The following is a 17,097-nucleotide window of genomic DNA, read 5'->3' on the forward strand; positions in this document are numbered from 1 at the left end:
GCGGCTCGCCGTGGCCCCACCACACGCCCTGACCTGGGCGGAAACGCGCCGAGGCGTCATTGTCAGTGGCTGGGTGCAGACTGAGCGGTACCTGAGACAACGCCGTCCGAAAGGTGTCAGTCATGACTGACGTCCTGCTCACCGTTGGTACGCGCAAGGGCCTGTTCGTCGGGCGCCGCACACAGGGCACATGGCAGTTCGACGACAGCCCCTATTTCAATGCCCAGGCCATCTATTCGATCGCGATCGACACCCGCACGCCGAACCCACGCCTGCTCGTCGGCGGCGACAGCGCCCACTGGGGGCCTTCGGTGTTCCACTCCGACGACCTCGGCCGGACGTGGAAGGAGCCGAAGAAGGCGGCCGTCAAGTTCCCCAAGGACACCGGGGCCTCCCTGGAGCGGGTGTGGCAGCTGCACCCGGCCGCGGCGGAGCCGGACGTGGTGTACGCGGGCACGGAACCGGCCGCGCTCTACCGCTCCGAGGACAGGGGCGAGTCCTTCGAGCTCGTCAGGCCCCTGTGGGAGCATCCGTCCCGCTCGCGGTGGGAGCCGGGAGGCGGCGGCGAGGGCCTGCACACGATCCTCACCGACGCCCGCGACCCGGCCGCCGTGACCGTCGCGGTGTCCACGGCGGGCGTGTTCCGCACCAGGGACGGCGGCGCGAGCTGGCAGCCCTCCAACTCCGGCGTGTCGGCGGTGTTCCTGCCCGACCCGAACCCGGAGTTCGGCCAGTGCGTGCACAAGGTCGCCAAGGACGCCGCCGACCCGGACCGGCTGTATCTGCAGAACCACTGGGGGGTGTACCGCAGCGACGACGGCGGCGCCCACTGGACGGACATCGGCGAGGGCCTGCCCTCCGACTTCGGCTTCGCGGCGGTGGCCCACCCGCACCGCGGCGACACGGCGTACGTCTTCCCGATCAACGCGGACGCGGACCGGGTCCCGGCCGACCGGCGCTGTCGGGTCTACCGCACGACGGACGCGGGCAAGAGCTGGGAGCCGCTGAGCGCGGGCCTGCCGCAGGGCGACCACTTCGGCGTGGTGCTGCGCGACGCCATGTGCACCGACGGCGCCGACCCGGCGGGCCTGTACTTCGGCAACCGCAACGGCGAGGTGTACGCCTCCGCGGACGACGGGGACTCCTGGCAGGAGCTGGCCTCGCACCTGCCGGACGTGCTGTGCGTCCGCGCGGCGGTCATCGGGTGAGCCCGGCCGCCGCGGCCGCCGCCGACCGGGCCGCGGCGGCCACCGCCGAGGGGGCGGCGGGCTCCGTCGCGAGCTTCGGCCATCGGTTGATCGCCGCCGCGTGTACGGCAGTAGAGTGACGCTCCGTGGCACCACGACCCTTGCATGAAATCGTCGAAGCCGGCTGGGCCAAGGCCCTGGAGCCGGTGGCCGAACAGATCGCCTCCATGGGGGACTTCCTGCGCGCGGAGATCGCCGCGGGGCGCACCTACCTCCCCTCGGGACCGAATGTGCTGCGCGCCTTCCAGCAGCCGTTCGACGAGGTGCGCGTCCTGATCGTCGGCCAGGATCCCTACCCCACGCCCGGGCACGCGGTGGGCCTGTCCTTCTCCGTGGCGCCCGACGTCAGACCGCTGCCCGGCAGCCTCATCAACATCTACCGCGAACTGAACAGCGACCTGGGCCTGCCCCAGCCGTCCAACGGCGACCTCACCCCGTGGACGCGGCAGGGCGTGCTGCTCCTCAACAGGGCGCTCACGACGGCCCCGCGCAAGCCCGCCGCGCACCGCGGCAAGGGCTGGGAGGAGGTCACCGAGCAGGCGATCCGGGCGCTCGCGGCGCGCGGCCGTCCGCTGGTGTCGATCCTGTGGGGCCGGGACGCCCGCAACCTGCGGCCGCTGCTCGGCCAGTTGCCTTCGGTGGAGTCCTCGCACCCCTCGCCGATGTCGGCGGACCGGGGCTTCTTCGGTTCGCGCCCGTTCAGCCGCGCCAACGACCTCCTGGAGCGGCAGGGCGCGCAGCCGGTGGACTGGCGGCTGCCGTGACCGGGCCCGCGGTCGTCCTCGGCGTCGACTCCGGCGGCTCGGGCCTGCGCGCCGTCCTCGGTGTCCCGGACGGGCTGCCCGCACCGGCTCCGGTGCGCTCCGCGGAGCCGGTGCGCACCGGGCCCCGCGGCATCGAGGCCGCACACATGCGGGAGCGACTGGAGCCCATGGTGCGGCAGTTGCTCGCCGCAGTGGGCGGTGGACGGCTCGAAGCCGTCGTGGTCGGCGCCGCCGGGATGGCGACGCTCGGCGACGACCTGCGGGACCGGCTGCCGTCGGCATTCACGGAGCTGTTCGGGGTGCGGCGCGTGGCCCTCGCCGCCGACGCCGTCACCGCGTACGCGGGCGCGCTCGGCCAGCGGCCCGGTGCCGTCGTCGCCGCGGGCACCGGGCTCATCGGCCTGGGCACGGACCTGACGGCGTGGCGGCGGACCGACGGCTGGGGTCATCTGCTCGGCGACTGCGGCAGCGGCGCGTGGATCGGCCGTGCCGGTCTCGAGGCGGCGATGCGGGCCTTCGACGGGCGCCGCGGCGGGTCGGCGGCGCTGCGCGCCCGCGCGGAGGAGATGTTCGGCAGTCCCCTGTCCGGGCTTCCGGGGCAGCTGTATCCGCGCCCGGACCGGCCCGCCGTGCTCGCCGCGTTCGCCCCCGAGGTGGGGCGGTGCGCGGCGGACGGGGATCCGGTGGCCGTGCGGGTGCTGCGAGAGGCGGCCGGGCACATCGCGGACGCGGCGGCCGCGGTCTGCCCTCCGGACGGGGCCTGCGAAGTCGCCCTGACCGGAGGCCTGCTGAAGCTCGGCGACGTACTCCTCGACCCGCTGGCGGCCCGCCTGACGGAGCGTCTTCCGCACGCACGCCGCGTGGCGGCCGCGGGCGACCCCCTGGACGGCGCCGTCCGCATGGCGGCCGACCTCGCGACGGACACCCTCAAGCTCCCTCGCGATCCGCACCTGTTGTACGTCGCGGAATGACACCCCGGCGCTCAGAGCACTGACATCTCGTGCGTCGCGGCGCCGCCATCCGGTGGGCCGCGGCGCTCACGTCTCGTGCAGCGCGCCGCTCACGCCTCGTACGCCGCGGCGCTGCCATCCGGTGCGTCGCGGCGCTCACGTCTGGTGCCCCGCCACGCCACCGGCCTGCGCGCCGCCACGCTCACCTCACCCTCACCGCGCACGCGTTCGTGCGCACCGTCACGCGGTGCGGGCATCGTGCGGTCACGCGCCCCGGAGCACACGCGGTCCGCACACCGCGTCCGACGGGCCGCACACTGTCCGGAATCCCCGCCCGGAAAGCCCCGTTCACGGAATCTCCGCATGCCGCACGCCGCCCCCAAACCCTCCTGTCGCCCCACGCTCCCCAACTCACCCGACAAAGCGGACTAATACCACTGACCTGTACCCTCCCCGAACAGGGAAACCCCTCAAGCCAGTAGCATGCGGCGCCATGAGCTCCCCCACTGGGCCCGCATCCGGCCTGCCCGTACGAATGCCGCGCCCCCGTCAGCCGGGCCGGCACCGCCGCCCGGAGCCCGTCGCGGCTCCCGAGGGCGCACCCGCGCTCGTCCTCGCCGTGCCGGGCGTCCCCAGCGTCGCCACCCGCGGCATCGCCGAGGAAGTCGTCTCCATCGCGCGCTCCGAGCTGCCCGGTCTCGACGCCAGAATCGGTTACGTCGACGGGACGGACGCCGACGCCGGCCCGTCGGCCGAGTTCCCCACGCTGCAGGCCGTGCTCGCGCACACCGCCGTGGAGCGCACCGCCCGCTACGAGCAGGCGCTGGCCGCCGGCGTCGAGGACGCCCGCCGCCCGGAGGGCCCCGTCGCCGTCGTGGTGCCCCTGCTCGCGGGCCCCGACAACGCGCTGATGCGCCGCATCCGCCAGGCCGTCATGGACAGCCGCGCCGCCGCCGAGCTGACCGACGTCCTCGGTCCGCACCCGCTGCTCGCCGAGGGCCTGCACGTGCGGCTCTCGGAGGCGGGCCTGGCCCGCGCCGACCGCGCCCGGCTCTTCACGGTCGCGACCGCGGCGGACGGCATCGTCCTCGTCACGGTCGGCGGCGAGGAGGCCGTGCAGGCCGCCGGGATCACCGGCATGCTGCTCGCCGCGCGCCTCGCGGTGCCGGTGATGGCCGCCGCCCTGGACGAGGAGGGCTCGGTCGCGGCGATCACGGAGCAGCTGCGCGGCTCCGGTTCGGCTCAGCTGGCCCTCGCCCCTTACCTGATCGGCCCGGAGGTCGACGCGAGCCTCCTGGACACGGCCGCCAAGGAGGCGGGATGCGCCGTCGCCGAGCCGCTCGGCGCCTACCCGGCGATCGGCAAGCTGGCCCTGTCCAAGTACACGACGGCGCTGGGCATCACGCCGCAGCAGCAGTCGGGCGCGCCGGTGCACTGACGCGCGGTCCGCGGCGGCACGAACCCGCGGCACGCGGCACGACATCACGTGAATGGCCCGCCCCCGAGTCCGGGGCGGGCCATTCACGTACAGCGGGTCCGCGCACGCACAGCGGCCCCCTTTCGCGCACCAGCGGAGCCCTGAACCGCCCGTGGCCGCGGTGCTCAGCCGAAGACGACGCAGCTCGCCGCGGGCACGTCGATCGCCCCGGCGCGGCGCGGCAGGCCCGTCCCGGTGTCCAGGGTGAACCAGGTGACGTCCCCGGAGCGCTCGTTGGCCGCGTACAGAAAGCGCCCTGAGGGGTCAATGGCCAGGTCGCGGGGCCAGGCGCCACCGCAGGGCACGGAGGCCGTCAGACGGGCACCGGTGCCCTCGCCGTCGAGTGCGAACACGGAGACGACGTCCACACCTCGGGTCGCGGTCCACAGGAAGCGGCCGTCGGGCGCGACGACGACCTCCGAGGGATAGGCGTCGCCGTCCGGCTCGGCGGGCAGCACGGGGGGCTCGGTGAGCGCCTTCAGCGTGCCGTCGGCCGGGTCCCAGGAGCACACGGTGAGGGTCGGCGTGAGTTCGTTGAGGACGTAGGCGACGCGGCCGCCGGGGTGGAAGGCGAGGTGCCGGGGCCCGGTGCCGGGGCGCAGCGCGACCTCGTGGCGCGGGATGAGCCCGGTCGGACCCGGCGTGCAAACCCGCACCGAGTCGGTGCCGAGGTCCACGCTCAGCACCCAGCGGCCGCTCGGGTCGGGCAGGACCTGGTGGGCGTGCGGGCCCTCCTGGCGCTCCGGGTCGGGCCCCGAGCCCTTGTGCTCCAGGACGCCCGCCGGGAGGGCGGCGAGGCTTCCGTCGGCGGCCACGGCCACGCTCGTGACGCTGCCGGAGCCGTAGTTGGCGGTGTGGACGAGTCCGCCGTGGACGGCGAGGTGGGTGGGGGCGGCGCCCCGCACGGGCACGGGCGCGCCGACGGGCCGGACGGCCTCCCCCGCCGTGCGGAAGGCGGCGACCGCGCCGTCGGGGGTCTCGTTCACGGCGTAGAGGGTGGCGCCGTCCGGTGACAGCGCCAGGTACGAGGGATCGGGCACGGCGTCCGTCACGCCGAGCACGCTGAGCGCGCCGGTGGCGGCGTCGAACGCCGCGGTCACGATGCCCGGCCCTCCGCCCTGCGTGAAGGACCCGATGTACGCCCGCTGCGCCTGCCCGCCACCCACTGCGTGCCCCTCTCGCCCCGCGCCTGGGCACCGCATCCGGGCGGCGCCGCTGAGGGCGACGCTAGCAGCTGGTCTGGACCAGTGGGGAGAGAGGCGTCTCCCTCGGCGCGCGGACCCGACTTCCTCAGCCTTCGGGCGCGACCTCGCCTCCGGTCCCCGTCTCCTTCGGCGTCGCGAAAGACCCCCTTGCCGACCGTGCCGTGCCGCTCCACGTCCACCGGTCGCAGCCCCCGCCCCGCGATCCGCTCCCGCTCGGCCGCCGGATCGTCCACCCGGACGTCATCGCCTCGGGCGCTCAGGCCCCGATCAGCGGCGTACGGGGCGAGCTGCGCACCGGTGTCGCGAGTTCCAGGAGGGCCCGCTCCAGGCCGTGCAGGTGCGCGAGGGCCGGTTCGAGGGCACCGGAGTGCTTCACGGCGGCGGGAGCGGCCGGGGCCGCGAGTGCTTCCTCGGAGGCGATCAGCGCGTCGACGGCGGCCTCGACCCGTGCGCAGGCGGCGGCGAGCCGGTCGTCGCAGGAGGCTTCCGGGTCGGTGGCGATGGCCGTGAGGCTGCGGACCTGGTCGGCGCACTCGTCCAGGAGGGCGATGACCTGGCGGGCACGGACGCGACGGGCGCGCAGCGGGCTGAGGGGGTGCACCAGGGGGGCGAGGGAGAGCCGGACCCGGCCGAGGATCACTTCGAGGTCGGCGATGTGCGGGGCCGGGTCGGCCGTGGCCGAGCCGGACAGGCGGGCCGCCGCTTCCCGGGTGCAGGCGTGCACGCTGCGCACGGCCCGCTCGATCCAGGCGTTGGTCGTGGCGTGGGTGGTGACGGGCAGGACGAGCAGCACGGCGAGCACCGCGCCGAGTGCCCCGGCCCCGGTCTCCAGGAGCCGCAGGGCGAGCAGCCCCGGATCGAGGACGCCCAGGAGGCCGTAGAGGCCGCCCGCCATCACGGTCACGGCCAGCATCATCCAGGTGTACGAGACGGCGGCCGTGTAGAAGATCCCGAAGACGCAGACGGCGACGATCACGGCGGTCGGCACGAGGGCGCCGTGCAGCGGCAGCACGACGACGACGCCCACGGCGATGCCGATCAGCGTGCCGAGCACTCGGCGGAAGCCGCGGACCAGCGTCTCGCCGCGCGACACCGTGTTCACGAAGATCCACCAGGTGGCGCCGATGGCCCAGTACCAGCGGTCCCCGGACAGCGCGTGCCCGATGACGAGGGCGACGCCGCCGCCGAGGGTGGCCTGGACGGCCTGGCGGGTGGTGGCGCGCGCCAGGCCCCGGCGCTCGGCGAGGACGGGCACCGTGGCGGGCGGCAGCCGCCGTTCGTAGCACCACAGGCCGAAGCGGACGGAGGACGAGGCGAGCAGGGCGATGCCGATGGCCTCGTACAGGGAGGGCAGTTGCGGGAGCTCGGTGTGCAGGAACTGCGCCGCGAAGAAGGTCATGAACGCGAAGACGCCGAGCGAGTGGCCGCGCGGCCCCCACCGGCGCGCGTACACGCCGACGCCCATGACGGCCAGGAACACCAGGTCGCGCAGGACGGGGTGGTCGTGCAGGAGGGCGGCGACGGCCAGGACGGGGAAGCCGACGACGGGCAGCAGCGCGGTGGTGACGGCCTGCCCGCGCACCGTCGTGTCGGTGACGGTGAACAGGGCGAGCAGCGCGGCGAGACCGGCGATGATGGCCGCGACGAGCGTGTGCCCGACCAGGGCGCAGACGGTGACCGCAAGGGAGATGCCGAGGACGGCCCGGGTCGCGAAGCGCAGCCGCAGCCGCCCCGGATCCGGTGCCACGAACATCGACCTCAGCACAGCTTTGTCCACCCCTCGACGGTCCCGGCGGCCGCGGCGCCCGGCCGCCGCGGGCCCGGCGCGGCGCGCGACCCGGACGGCCCGGATCGCGCGCGGCACGCATGACATGAATAAGGCGCCGCGGAATCCCGCAGCGCCATCGACGGATCCATCTCATCATTTCGAGGCCCGGTGGCTCAACTGGCGTCGTCGCGGCTGAGCCATTGGCCCAGCCGACGGCCCGCAGGGTGGTGCGTCGGCGGGCCAACGGGCCACACCGACGCCGCCTGCGGGCCTACGCGCCGCGGTGCTCTCAGGTGCCGGGCTTGCGGCCGTAGACGAAGACGTCGTCGCCCTTGCGCAGCATGTTCCAGTACTTGGTGGCGTCCTTCTTGGTCATGTTCACGCAGCCGTGCGAGCCGGGCGGGGACCAGACGCTGATGCCGACCGAGTGGAAGGCCTGGCCGCCGTCGAAGAACTGGCTGTAGGGCATCGGCACGTGGTAGATGCTCGAGATGTGGTCGATGTCCCGCCAGTAGATCTTCTTCAGGCCGGTGCGGGTCTCGTGGCCGTTGCGTCCGGTGCGCACCGGCACCGGCCCGTACTTGAGGGTCTTGCCGTCCTGGATCCAGCTGAGCTGCCGGGTCAGGTCGACGCAGGCGATGCGGCCCTTGTTGACCGGGCACTTGCCGGCCTTGTTCGGGTTGTTGCCCGCCGCCTTCTGCTTGTTCATGAGGCTCATGACGCCCCAGGTCACGGAGCCCGCGTAACCGGCGTTGGGCCTGATGCCGTGCTTGGTCTGGAAGGCCTTGATGGCCTTGCAGTCGGCACTCGACTGCCTGCCGTCCACGGGACGGCCCAGGAACTTCTCGACCTGCTTCTGATACGGCCCGGCCTGCGTCGAGCACGACGCGGCCTGCGCGGTGGTGCTCCCCAGCGCCACCGTGAGCGGGGCCACCAGCGCGGTGATCCCCAGGGCGACGATTCCTCGTCTGCGTATGTCCCCCACTGCGGTCTGCTCCTCGTTCGTGTACGTACGCGCCGAACATGCGTGTTGGGCGTTTCGACAGCTAGACCGCCCACGAGGCCGACGCGTTGCAGCCGGAAGTGAAACAGCTCCGTAACAGCCGCGGGTCCGCCGGACCGTTGGTACGGTCACGGTGATCACCTCGCGCACCCGGGAGACCCTCGCACCATGGCCGTCGACGAACTCGACACCCGCATCCTGCGGCTCCTGCTCGAACAGCCCCGGACGAGCGTGCGGGAGTACGCGCGCATCCTCGGCGTGGCCCGCGGCACCCTCCAGGCACGCCTGGACCGCCTGGAGCGGGACGGGGTCATCACGGGCACGGGCCCCAAGCTCTCCCCCGCCGCGCTCGGCCACCCGGTCCTCGCGTTCGTGCACATCGAGGTGACGCAGGGGCACCTGGACGAGGTCGGGGACGCGCTCGCGGCCGTGCCGGAGATCATCGAGGCGTTCTCGATGACGGGCGGCGGCGACCTTCTGACCCGGGTCGTCGCCCGGGACAACGGACATCTGGAGGACGTCATCCAGCGCCTGATCCAGCTCCCCGGCGTGGTGCGCACGCGCACGGAGATGGCGCTGCGCGAGCGCGTCCCGCACCGGCTGCTCCCCCTGGTGGAGTCGGTGGGCCGGGCCGCCGCCGAGAAGTAGCCGGGGGGCTGCCGGGAGGCACTTGGCATCCTGGGACACATGAGCGCCCTGAACAACATCTCGGTCATCTTCGATCTCGACGGCACCCTCGTGGACAGCGAGCCGAACTACTTCGAAGCGGGCCGGCAGCTCCTCGCCGAGCACGGCATCCCCGACTTCACCTGGCAGGACCACGAGACGTACGTCGGCATCTCCACCCAGGAGACCCTGACCCTCTGGAAGCAGCGCTACGGCTTGAGCGCGCCGCTCCCCGACCTGCTCGCGGAGAAGAACCGCCGCTATCTGGAACTGGCCCGCGCCTCCACCCGGGTCTACCCGGAGATGCGCAAGTTCGTGGAGCGGCTGTACGACGCCGGGGTGCCGATGGCGGTGGCGTCCGGGTCGTCGCGGCAGGCCATCGAGGCGATCCTCGCGGGCACGGGCCTGGACGCCCAGCTCACGACGCTCGTCTCCGCGGAAGAGGTCGACCGCGGCAAGCCCGCTCCCGACGTGTTCCTCGCGGCCGCATCGCTCCTTCGCGCCGAGCCCGCCGACTGCGTGGTCCTGGAAGACGCCGCGCCGGGCGCGCTCGCCGCGAAGGCCGCGGGGATGCGGTGCGTCGCGATTCCGTACGTCGCGGCGCAGGCGGACGACCCGGCGTTCGCGGCGGCGGACCTGCTGCTGCGCGGCGGCCAGGGGGAGTTCACGGCGCGGGCGGCGCTGGACTGGCTGGCGGCGGGCACGCGGGGGCCTTCGCCCGCCTGACGCCTGTCGGCCCGGGGCACGCCCGGTCGGCGGAGCCGCCGTGTGGCCGGATCGCCGGAGCCGGTACACGGTGGTCAGTACGAGGTGTCGTCACGTGCGCCACGGGTACCTGCGAACGCACGCCACGAAGGAACGGAGGCACGACCGTGAGCGAGCAGAATCCCCCGTCGGTCGGCGAGGACGGCCCCCCGGTGCCGCGGGACCTGCCCGACCAGCAGGCCTCGGCCAACGAGGACCCCTGGGACCCGGACGACGACGCGGCCCGCACCGGCAACGCACCCGACGCGCACGACGACGTACCCGACACCGACGAGGCGGGCACGGGCAGACGCGGCGCCCCGCACGCACACGGCCCCGGCCAGGACCGGCCGGTGCCGGACGAGCCCGCCGACTAGGCCGGGGAGCCGCCGTGGACGCGCGCACCGAACCAGGACGACGACCGCACGGACGCGCGCGGGCAACGGAGAAAGGGATGATGGGCAGTGAACGCAACGGGTCCGTCCTCGGCACAGGTCACGGTGGAACTCAGTGACTGCTCCGCGCAGGACGCGGCAGCCGTCTTCGACGTCCTGCGGACCGCCTTCCCGCAGGCGTCCCCGGCCGACGGGCCCGGCAGCGCGGCCGTCCCGCCCCCGGACGCGGACGGCGGGGCGACGGTCTGGACGGAGACCTTCGACATCGTGGGCGCCGGCCGCGAGGTCCCGGAGGGCGGCGCGGGCACGCTGACGCGCCCGGTGTCCGCCGACGTCCAGGGCGGCTATCTGGCAGTGGATCAGCTGCGGACCTTCCTGGCCTCCGTGTTCGCCGTGAGCGGCGAGGGCGCGGCCTTCGGAGACCAGGAGAAGGACGTTCATCTGTGCCTCGCGAACCGTTAGGCCGCCGCGGGCCGGGCCGGTTCGCGCCCGCCGTCACAGGAGGCGCGGCAGCCCCAGGTTGTTGATGAGCGGGCCTTCGACGGTGACGCCCTCGGTGACCAGGGATCCGGCGGCGGCCAGGGGCGGCAGCGGGTTCGCTGCCGCGTGTGCCGCCGGGGCGGCGGAGGCCGCGGCGGCCGGTGCGGTGAGCGAGGTCATCGCGGCGAGCGCTCCGATCACGAGGACGACGGGACGGCGCATGGAACCACCTTGTTCTTCAGGGGAGTCACGCCCTTGAGACGTGGCTCAAGGGGCCGCCCGGTCCTTCCCGGGCGGCGAGATGGCTGCCCGTGCCGGTGGGCGGGTATGCGGGATGTCCCTCGTACGAGGCCGATCACGACGAGCGGAGAGCAAAAGGGGAGTGGGACGGCGCCGTGCGCCCTCCCACTCCCCTCACCCACGTTCCGCTACTGCACCGTGAGTTCCGTGATGCCCGGGTGCTCCTTCACCTGCGCGGCACCACGCACCGTCACCCGGACATAGCGCGCGAGCCGCGCCTTGTCCGTGCCCTCGGCGGCTTCGGCGGCCCCGGCGGCCGACCCGTCCCGCACGGCGTGCCAGTGGTGGCCGTCCAGGGACACCTCGATGTCGTACGACGCGGGCTTGACGCCGGTCCACGTCGGCGTCACCTTGCCGACGCGCACCGGCTCACCCAGGTCCGCCGTCAGGGTGCCGGTCTTCTCGGCCGGGACCCAGGCGGTGGCCGTGTTGCCGTCGACGGCGGCGCCCGCGTACATGCCGGGCTCCTCCGACGATGCCTTGGCAGGGGTGCACCGGGCCGCGTTGTCCGTGGGCGTGAGGTCGGGGCGGCGGGTCTTGAGGACGGCGGGGGCGCCTTCGCTCACGACCTGCTTGCCCTGCGGCGTGTCGAGCGTCATCGGCGCGCCGGACGTGAGCCGCACCGTGGTGTGGTGGGCGCCGAGTTCGACGTCGTAACTGCGGCCCTGCCACGTCAGTCCGCGCAGGGTGACGCCCTCGGCGAGCTGCGGGGGCAGCATCGGGTCCAGGCGCAGCCGGTCCTCCCGCATCCGCATGCCGGTCAGGCCGTTGGTGAAGATCTGCAGGAAGCCGCCCTTGCCGGTGAGGAAGTCGTGCGCGGGCGAGCCCGCCAGCGGGTCCTCCGCGCCCGCCTTGTCGCCGCGGGCCTCCGAGAACTGCGCGAACGGACCGCGCACGAACGGCTTGATGGAGCGCTCCAGGTAGGTGTACGTGGAGCAGCCCGGCTCACCGATCCCGGCGGCGTCGATGGCGTGCACCGAGTCCGTCATGGCCGGGCCGTCCGGGTCGGTGCGCTGCGCGTAGTAGTCGAGCGTGGCGGCCGCGGCGCCGTCGGGCATGGGCCACTCCAGGGGGTACATCAGGAGCACGGTGTCGGCCTGCTTGATCTTGCTGCCCTTGTAGCCGTCGTACTGCTCGAAGACCTTGCGTTCCTTGTCGTAGGGAATCCGGACGCGGTCGGCGATCGACGTCCACTTCGCGGGGGCCCGCTCGCCGAGCAGCTTCGCGGCGCGGGCGGCGTGGCGCAGGGAGGTGGCGGCACCCGCGTTGGTGAACACCGCGTCGTCGACGCCGTTGCTGTACTCGTCGGGGCCCGCGGTGTCCTTGATGGAGTAGCTGCCGTCGGCGTTGCGGTGCACGCGGTCCGCCCAGAACTCGGCGATGCCCTTCATCACCGGCCAGCCGCGCTCCCGCAGCCACTGCGTGTCCTTGGTGGCCAGGTAGTACTGCCAGGTGGCCAGGGAGATGTCGGACTGGAGGTGGATCTGGGTGCGGCAGTGCGGCGGGTCGACGCTGTGGCACTCCTTGGCCAGGTTGCCCGAACTGCCGCTGTTCCAGGGGTAGAAGAGGCCTTCGTAGCCGAACTTGCGGGCGTTGTCGCGGGCTCCGGCGCGGGTGCGGTAGCGGTAGTCGACGACGGACTTGGCAAGGTCGGGGCGGGTGGCGAGGAGTCCCGGGTACATCCAGGTCTCGGCGTCCCAGAAGATGAGCCCCGCGTAGTTGTCGCTGGTCAGTCCGGCCGGGGCGATGCTGTTCGCGGCGCCCTTGCGCGTGCTGGAGAGGAGTCCGTACTGCGCGGAGCGCACCCACGTCTGCAGCTCCCGCTGGCGCCCGGCCACCTCGATGTCGCTGCGCCACAGGCGCGCCCAGGCGGCGGTGTGGGAGCGCATCAGCGCGTCCCAGCCGCGCGCGGCGGCGCGCCGCGACGCCGCGGTGGCGTCCTGTCGCGGGGAACGCGAGGTCAGCGCGGTGTCGACGCCCACGAACTTGGTGAGTTCGTACGACTCTCCGCTGCGGACGGGCAGGGTGAGGGACTGACGGTTCGTCAGCTTCGCCGCGCGGCCCGCCCTGCGCTCCCGGGCGTCGTGCACGCCGTGTCCCGTGCGCAGCGTGGAGGCGACGGCGCCCTTGACCTCGGTGCCGTCGGTGCGGAAGGCGACGTCCATGGTCGGCCCGGAACCGTGCCGCGCGCCGCCGGTGCGGTCGCCGCCGCCGGTCTGCTGCACGCGTCGCGCGCCCCGGCCGTCGAGGACGTCGGTGACGGTCGCCTCGCCGCTCCAGTGCGGACGCATCTTCAGGCGCACGGCGCCCACGTGCGGGTCGGTGCGGTCGGCGACGACCTCGTAGGTGAGGTCGGTGCGGCGGCCGTCGGCGGCGGTCCACGTGAGGGTGGTGGTGACGAGGCCGCAGTGCATGCTGAGGCTCTGCCGGTAGGCGGAGATACGGCCGGGCGCCGTCGAAGAGTTGAAGGTGTCGGAGCCCTTGCCGCCGGTCGTGACGGTGAGCGGGGTCCAGGTGGGCAGCGCGGCGACGGCCTGCCGGTTCTCGGCGGTCTGCTTGTTGTGCGCGTACAGGCCGGACACGAAGGAGCCGTCGTAGCGCGGGGTGAACAGGGGCCAGCCGGTCTTGGCCTTGCTGTCCGCGTAGCCGGCGCCGTTGGGCGGCACGCGCTGCCCCAGGTAACCGTTGCCGACGAAGGCGTGGTGGTTGTCCTCGGGGTTGACGCGGGTGGCGTCGAGCGTCCAGCCGTCGCCCTGACGGCAGTCGGTCGACGTGCCGGAGGCGGGGGCGGCGTCGGCGCGAGAGGGGGCCGTCGGCGGGACGGCGGCGACGAGCACACCGGCGAGCAGCGCCGCGGACAGTCCGGCGGCCTTGCGCCGCGATACCAGGGAGTACGTCATTGTTCTCCGTCATGGTGGGGTGAGGGTCCACGGACCATAAATTTCATGAACGAGTCACGTCAATAACTTGTGCATGATCTATCAAGTCCTGAACACGGAGTGTGGAAAACACGCCACGCGCCGCCCATCTGCCGCCCCGCCCACCGGCGACAACGACCCCCGCGACACAACGCCTCTCCAACTTCTCCACAGCACGGGTAAATTGACCTTGCCGCCCGCAGCGGGCGTGTTTCTACGGGGTGGGTGGGGTGGAGCAGGGGATGCGCGGGGCAGTCCTGGACGGGCGGTACACGCTCACGGAGCGAATAGGCGCGGGCGGCATGGGGGCGGTCTGGCGGGCGCGGGACGCCCGGCTCGACCGGGAGGTGGCCGTCAAGCTGCTGGGCCTGCCGACGGACACCTCAGCGCCGGACCGCGAGCGCATGCTGGCGCTGTTCGTGCGCGAGGCGCGGGCCGCGGCGGCACTGGACAGCACGTACATCGTGCCGGTCTTCGACCACGGCGCGGAGGGCGACATCCCGTACCTGGTGATGCCGCTCCTGAACGGCCGTACGGTCACCGAGCTGCTCAGGGGCGGCGAGGGGCTCGCGCCGCAGCGGGTCGCGGACATCGCGGCGCAGGTGTGCCGGGCGCTCGCCGTGGCGCACCGGGCGGGCATCGTGCACCGGGACATCAAGCCCGCCAACGTGATGGTCACCGACGAGGGCACCGTGAAGGTCCTCGACTTCGGCATCGCCAAGTTCCTGGACGCGGCGACGGGGGCGGGCGGCTATCTCACCCGTACGTCCGACTCCCCCATCGGCACGCTCCACTACATGGCGCCGGAGCGGTTCGCGCACGGCGAGACCGACGGGCGCACCGACGTGTACTCGCTGGGCTGCATGGTCCACGAAATGCTCACCGGCGCCCCGCCGTTCGACGCGCCGTCGGCCGCCGCGCTGATGCACTGCCATGTGTACGAGACCCCGGACCGCCCTTCCCTGCGGCGTCCGGGGCTCACGCCCGCGTGGGACGACCTCGTGGGGCGGATGCTGGCGAAGTCACCCGCCGACCGGCCGGACGCCGAGCAGGCGCGGGGCGAGCTGGAGGGCCTGGCGAAGGAGGCGTCCGTCGGCCTGGCGAAGGCCGCCCCGGCCGCACCGGCTCCGGCCGCGCCCGCTCCCGGCCTTCCCGCGCCGGGCATTCCGACGCCCCCGGCGTCGATGCCCGCCCCGCACGCTCCCGTCAACGCGGCGCCCGCCACCCCGACACCCTTCACGGCGGCGCCCGCACCCCAGGCACCCCCCGCGCAGTCCGGGCACCCCGCCGACTCCGGACCCCAGCCCGTCCCCACCTCCTACCCCCTGCCCCCGCCCAGACCGACCGCCCCGCCACCACTGTGGCCCGCCCCGCTCGCCCAGCAGGGCGCGGCGCGCGCCGGGCGGCCGTGGTGGCGCACCTGGTGGGTCCCCGGTGGTGCGGCCGTGGCCGTCGCCGCGCTCGTCGCGACCCTCACCATCACCGATCCGTTCGGCGCCAGGGACGACTCCGGGAAGAAGACGGACCGCGGCACGTCCGACCGGCCCAAGCCCGGCCCCGAGGGCAGCACGGTGGCCGAGCGGGCCAAGACCGAGACGCTGACCCTCGGCACGGCGGACGACTCCGAGGGCCCCGCGCCCGCCGTCGCCGGCGCCCGCAAGGGCGGCAGCGTCACCGTCCTGGAGCCCGCCGACCTCACCACCGTCGACCCGGGCAAGATGTGGTCGGGCACCGACCGGCTCGTCTCCCGCCTGGTCCACCGCAGCCTGACGGGCCTCAAGACGCTGCCCGACGGCAGGGTCAAGCTCGTCGGCGACCTCGCCACGGACGGCGGCCGCGCCTCGGCGGGCGGCCGGACCTGGACGTTCACGCTGAAGCCCGGCCTCACCTACAACGACGGGACTCCGGTCGCCGCCAAGGACTTCGTGAACGCCATCGAGCGCACGCTCGACCCCTCGTTCGCGATCGGCGACCGGACCCTGCGCACCTGGCTGCTCGGCCCCAAGCAGGCGGACGGCATCGGCGGCGACCGCACCCTGCCGCCGGGCACCGTCGAGACGCCCGACGACCGCACGATCGTCTTCCATCTGCAGAGCGCACGGCCCGACTTCAACGTCGCGCTCGCGGGCCCGAGCGGCGCCCCCGTGCCCGACCGGGTGAAGGACACCTCGACGGGCTCGCCGACGGTGCCGTCCACCGGCCCGTACGAGGTGAGCACTTTCGCCGGCGCGAAGAACGTCGTCCTGACCCGCAACGCCGAGTGGAAGGCGGACTCCGACCCGTTGCGGACCGCCTATCCGGACACGTACCGCATCGAGGGCGGGCTGTCCGTCGAGGACGTCAAGTCCCGCACGGTGGGTGCCCGTTCCGGCGAGGCGATCATGTCGTTCACGGGATCCCTCGGCAAGGACGGGCTCGGCAGGACTCCCGGCGGCGCGGGGCGTCTGTCCGCGCCGTCCGCCTTCATCCACGCGTACCAGATCAACACGCGGCGGGTGAAGGACATCAAGGTCCGCAAGGCCATCGCCACGGCGCTGCCCGCCGGGGACGTCCTCGCGGCCAGCGGCGAGGACGGCACGGTCCACCACAACCTGCTCCCGCCCGGTGTCCGCGGCGCCCGCCCCTTCGACCTGTACGGGGCCGGGGAGCACGGCGATCCGGCCAAGGCCCGCGCGCTGCTCAAGGAGGCCGACGAGAGCGGCTTCAAGCTGACCCTCGGGCACGCGGACGCGACGGACGCCGAGCGGGCCCAGGTGATCAAGACCGCGCTCGACCGGGCCGGTTTCCGGGTCAAGCTGCAGAAGGACGACACGACGGACTATTACAAGAACGCGGGCACGGGGAAGTACGACCTGTTCCGGCTGCCCGTGGGCGCCGGTCTGCCCGTCGGCTCCGCGACCCTGCCGGAGTACTTCGACGGCAAGTACACCTACCCCACCTCGTCGAACTACTCGCGCCTGAAGAACTCCGGCGTCGACTCGGCGATCGACGCGGCCGGTTCGGCGGGGTCCCTCGCCGCCGCGGGCGAGCTGTGGTCGACGGTCGACCGCCGGGTGATGGAGCAGGCCGCGGCCGTGCCCGTGTACGTGCCGATGCGCACGTTCCTGTACTCCAAGGCGCTGCACGGGCTCCAGGTCGACCTCGACGGCGTGTCGCCGCTCAACGCGTACGTGCGCTGAG

Annotated in this window: 15 protein-coding genes; 10 read left to right on the forward strand and 5 right to left on the reverse strand. The window is 73.7% G+C overall.

Going from position 1 to position 17,097, the window contains the following annotated elements; all coding sequences use genetic code 11:
* The first annotated feature begins 122 nt into the window (after nucleotides 1-122).
* The 5 genes from QUY26_RS01860 (at nucleotide 123) to QUY26_RS01880 (ending at nucleotide 4,399) form a co-directional block, all read left to right on the forward strand.
* The gene (locus QUY26_RS01860; protein ID WP_289943334.1) at nucleotides 123-1,208 is read left to right on the forward strand and encodes a WD40/YVTN/BNR-like repeat-containing protein; all 1,086 of its coding nucleotides are present in this window, start codon (nucleotides 123-125) and stop codon (nucleotides 1,206-1,208) included.
* Nucleotides 1,205-1,327, forward strand: a complete 123-nt coding sequence (locus tag QUY26_RS01865) for a hypothetical protein (RefSeq protein WP_289943335.1) — start codon at nucleotides 1,205-1,207, stop codon at nucleotides 1,325-1,327. The genes QUY26_RS01860 and QUY26_RS01865 overlap by 4 nt, the downstream gene beginning before the upstream one ends.
* Nucleotides 1,328-1,333: 6 nt before the next feature.
* Nucleotides 1,334-2,011, forward strand: coding sequence for a uracil-DNA glycosylase (locus QUY26_RS01870; protein WP_289943336.1), 678 nt, complete (start codon nucleotides 1,334-1,336; stop codon nucleotides 2,009-2,011).
* Nucleotides 2,008-2,982, forward strand: coding sequence for an N-acetylglucosamine kinase (locus QUY26_RS01875; protein WP_289943337.1), 975 nt, complete (start codon nucleotides 2,008-2,010; stop codon nucleotides 2,980-2,982). Before QUY26_RS01870 ends, QUY26_RS01875 begins: the two co-directional genes overlap by 4 nt.
* 472 nt (nucleotides 2,983-3,454) lie before the next feature.
* Nucleotides 3,455-4,399, forward strand: a complete 945-nt coding sequence (locus QUY26_RS01880) for a sirohydrochlorin chelatase (protein WP_289943338.1) — start codon at nucleotides 3,455-3,457, stop codon at nucleotides 4,397-4,399.
* 164 nt (nucleotides 4,400-4,563) lie between these two features.
* Here the strand turns inward: QUY26_RS01880 and QUY26_RS01885 are convergent, their stop codons facing one another.
* From QUY26_RS01885 to QUY26_RS01895, 3 genes are all read right to left on the reverse strand, one after another.
* Nucleotides 4,564-5,640 (reverse strand): lactonase family protein, encoded by a 1,077-nt coding sequence (locus QUY26_RS01885; protein ID WP_289943339.1) that lies wholly within the window; start codon nucleotides 5,638-5,640, stop codon nucleotides 4,564-4,566.
* A 259-nt stretch (nucleotides 5,641-5,899) separates the two neighbouring features.
* Entirely contained in the window at nucleotides 5,900-7,408 is a 1,509-nt protein-coding gene (locus tag QUY26_RS01890) for an FUSC family protein (RefSeq protein ID WP_289955397.1), read from the reverse strand.
* A gap of 292 nt (nucleotides 7,409-7,700) precedes the next feature.
* Nucleotides 7,701-8,396 carry a L,D-transpeptidase family protein gene (locus QUY26_RS01895; RefSeq protein WP_289943340.1) on the reverse strand — a complete coding sequence of 232 codons (696 nt, stop codon included), beginning with the start codon at nucleotides 8,394-8,396 and terminating at the stop codon, nucleotides 7,701-7,703.
* Nucleotides 8,397-8,582: 186 nt separating this feature from the next.
* On the opposite strand from QUY26_RS01895, the gene QUY26_RS01900 reads away from it, so the two are divergent.
* From QUY26_RS01900 to QUY26_RS01915, 4 genes are all read left to right on the forward strand, one after another.
* Entirely contained in the window at nucleotides 8,583-9,062 is a 480-nt protein-coding gene (locus tag QUY26_RS01900) for an Lrp/AsnC family transcriptional regulator (protein WP_289943341.1), read from the forward strand.
* Nucleotides 9,063-9,101: 39 nt separating this feature from the next.
* Complete coding sequence (locus QUY26_RS01905; protein ID WP_289943342.1) at nucleotides 9,102-9,806, forward strand: HAD family hydrolase; 705 nt, start codon at nucleotides 9,102-9,104, stop codon at nucleotides 9,804-9,806.
* 146 nt (nucleotides 9,807-9,952) lie between these two features.
* Nucleotides 9,953-10,201, forward strand: coding sequence for a hypothetical protein (locus QUY26_RS01910; protein ID WP_289943343.1), 249 nt, complete (start codon nucleotides 9,953-9,955; stop codon nucleotides 10,199-10,201).
* Between the two features lie 87 nt (nucleotides 10,202-10,288).
* Entirely contained in the window at nucleotides 10,289-10,681 is a 393-nt protein-coding gene (locus QUY26_RS01915) for a hypothetical protein (protein ID WP_289943344.1), read from the forward strand.
* Between the two features lie 33 nt (nucleotides 10,682-10,714).
* Here the strand turns inward: QUY26_RS01915 and QUY26_RS01920 are convergent, their stop codons facing one another.
* Both QUY26_RS01920 and QUY26_RS01925 read right to left on the reverse strand, forming a co-directional pair.
* Entirely contained in the window at nucleotides 10,715-10,921 is a 207-nt protein-coding gene (locus QUY26_RS01920; protein WP_289943345.1) for a hypothetical protein, read from the reverse strand.
* 206 nt (nucleotides 10,922-11,127) lie between these two features.
* On the reverse strand, nucleotides 11,128-13,899 hold the full coding sequence (locus QUY26_RS01925; RefSeq protein WP_289943346.1) for a discoidin domain-containing protein: 2,772 nt from the start codon (nucleotides 13,897-13,899) through the stop codon (nucleotides 11,128-11,130).
* Between the two features lie 260 nt (nucleotides 13,900-14,159).
* On the opposite strand from QUY26_RS01925, the gene QUY26_RS01930 reads away from it, so the two are divergent.
* Nucleotides 14,160-17,096 carry an ABC transporter substrate-binding protein gene (locus QUY26_RS01930; protein ID WP_289943347.1) on the forward strand — a complete coding sequence of 979 codons (2,937 nt, stop codon included), beginning with the start codon at nucleotides 14,160-14,162 and terminating at the stop codon, nucleotides 17,094-17,096.
* The last annotated feature ends 1 nt before the right edge of the window (nucleotide 17,097 follow it).

Origin of the sequence: Streptomyces flavofungini (genome assembly GCF_030388665.1) — a bacterium.
GTDB lineage: Bacteria > Actinomycetota > Actinomycetes > Streptomycetales > Streptomycetaceae > Streptomyces > Streptomyces flavofungini_A.

Excerpts from the sequence above, each read along its gene's own strand:
- QUY26_RS01860 (WP_289943334.1), top strand. The coding sequence starts at position 123 with ATGACTGACGTCCTGCTCACCGTTGGTACGCGCAAGGGCCTGTTCGTC.
- QUY26_RS01880 (WP_289943338.1), top strand. The coding sequence starts at position 3,455 with ATGAGCTCCCCCACTGGGCCCGCATCCGGCCTGCCCGTACGAATGCCG.
- QUY26_RS01885 (WP_289943339.1), bottom strand. The coding sequence starts at position 5,640 with ATGCGGTGCCCAGGCGCGGGGCGAGAGGGGCACGCAGTGGGTGGCGGG.
- QUY26_RS01900 (WP_289943341.1), top strand. The coding sequence starts at position 8,583 with ATGGCCGTCGACGAACTCGACACCCGCATCCTGCGGCTCCTGCTCGAA.
- QUY26_RS01905 (WP_289943342.1), top strand. The coding sequence starts at position 9,102 with ATGAGCGCCCTGAACAACATCTCGGTCATCTTCGATCTCGACGGCACC.
- QUY26_RS01920 (WP_289943345.1), bottom strand. The coding sequence starts at position 10,921 with ATGCGCCGTCCCGTCGTCCTCGTGATCGGAGCGCTCGCCGCGATGACC.
- QUY26_RS01925 (WP_289943346.1), bottom strand. The coding sequence starts at position 13,899 with ATGACGTACTCCCTGGTATCGCGGCGCAAGGCCGCCGGACTGTCCGCG.
- QUY26_RS01930 (WP_289943347.1), top strand. The coding sequence starts at position 14,160 with ATGCGCGGGGCAGTCCTGGACGGGCGGTACACGCTCACGGAGCGAATA.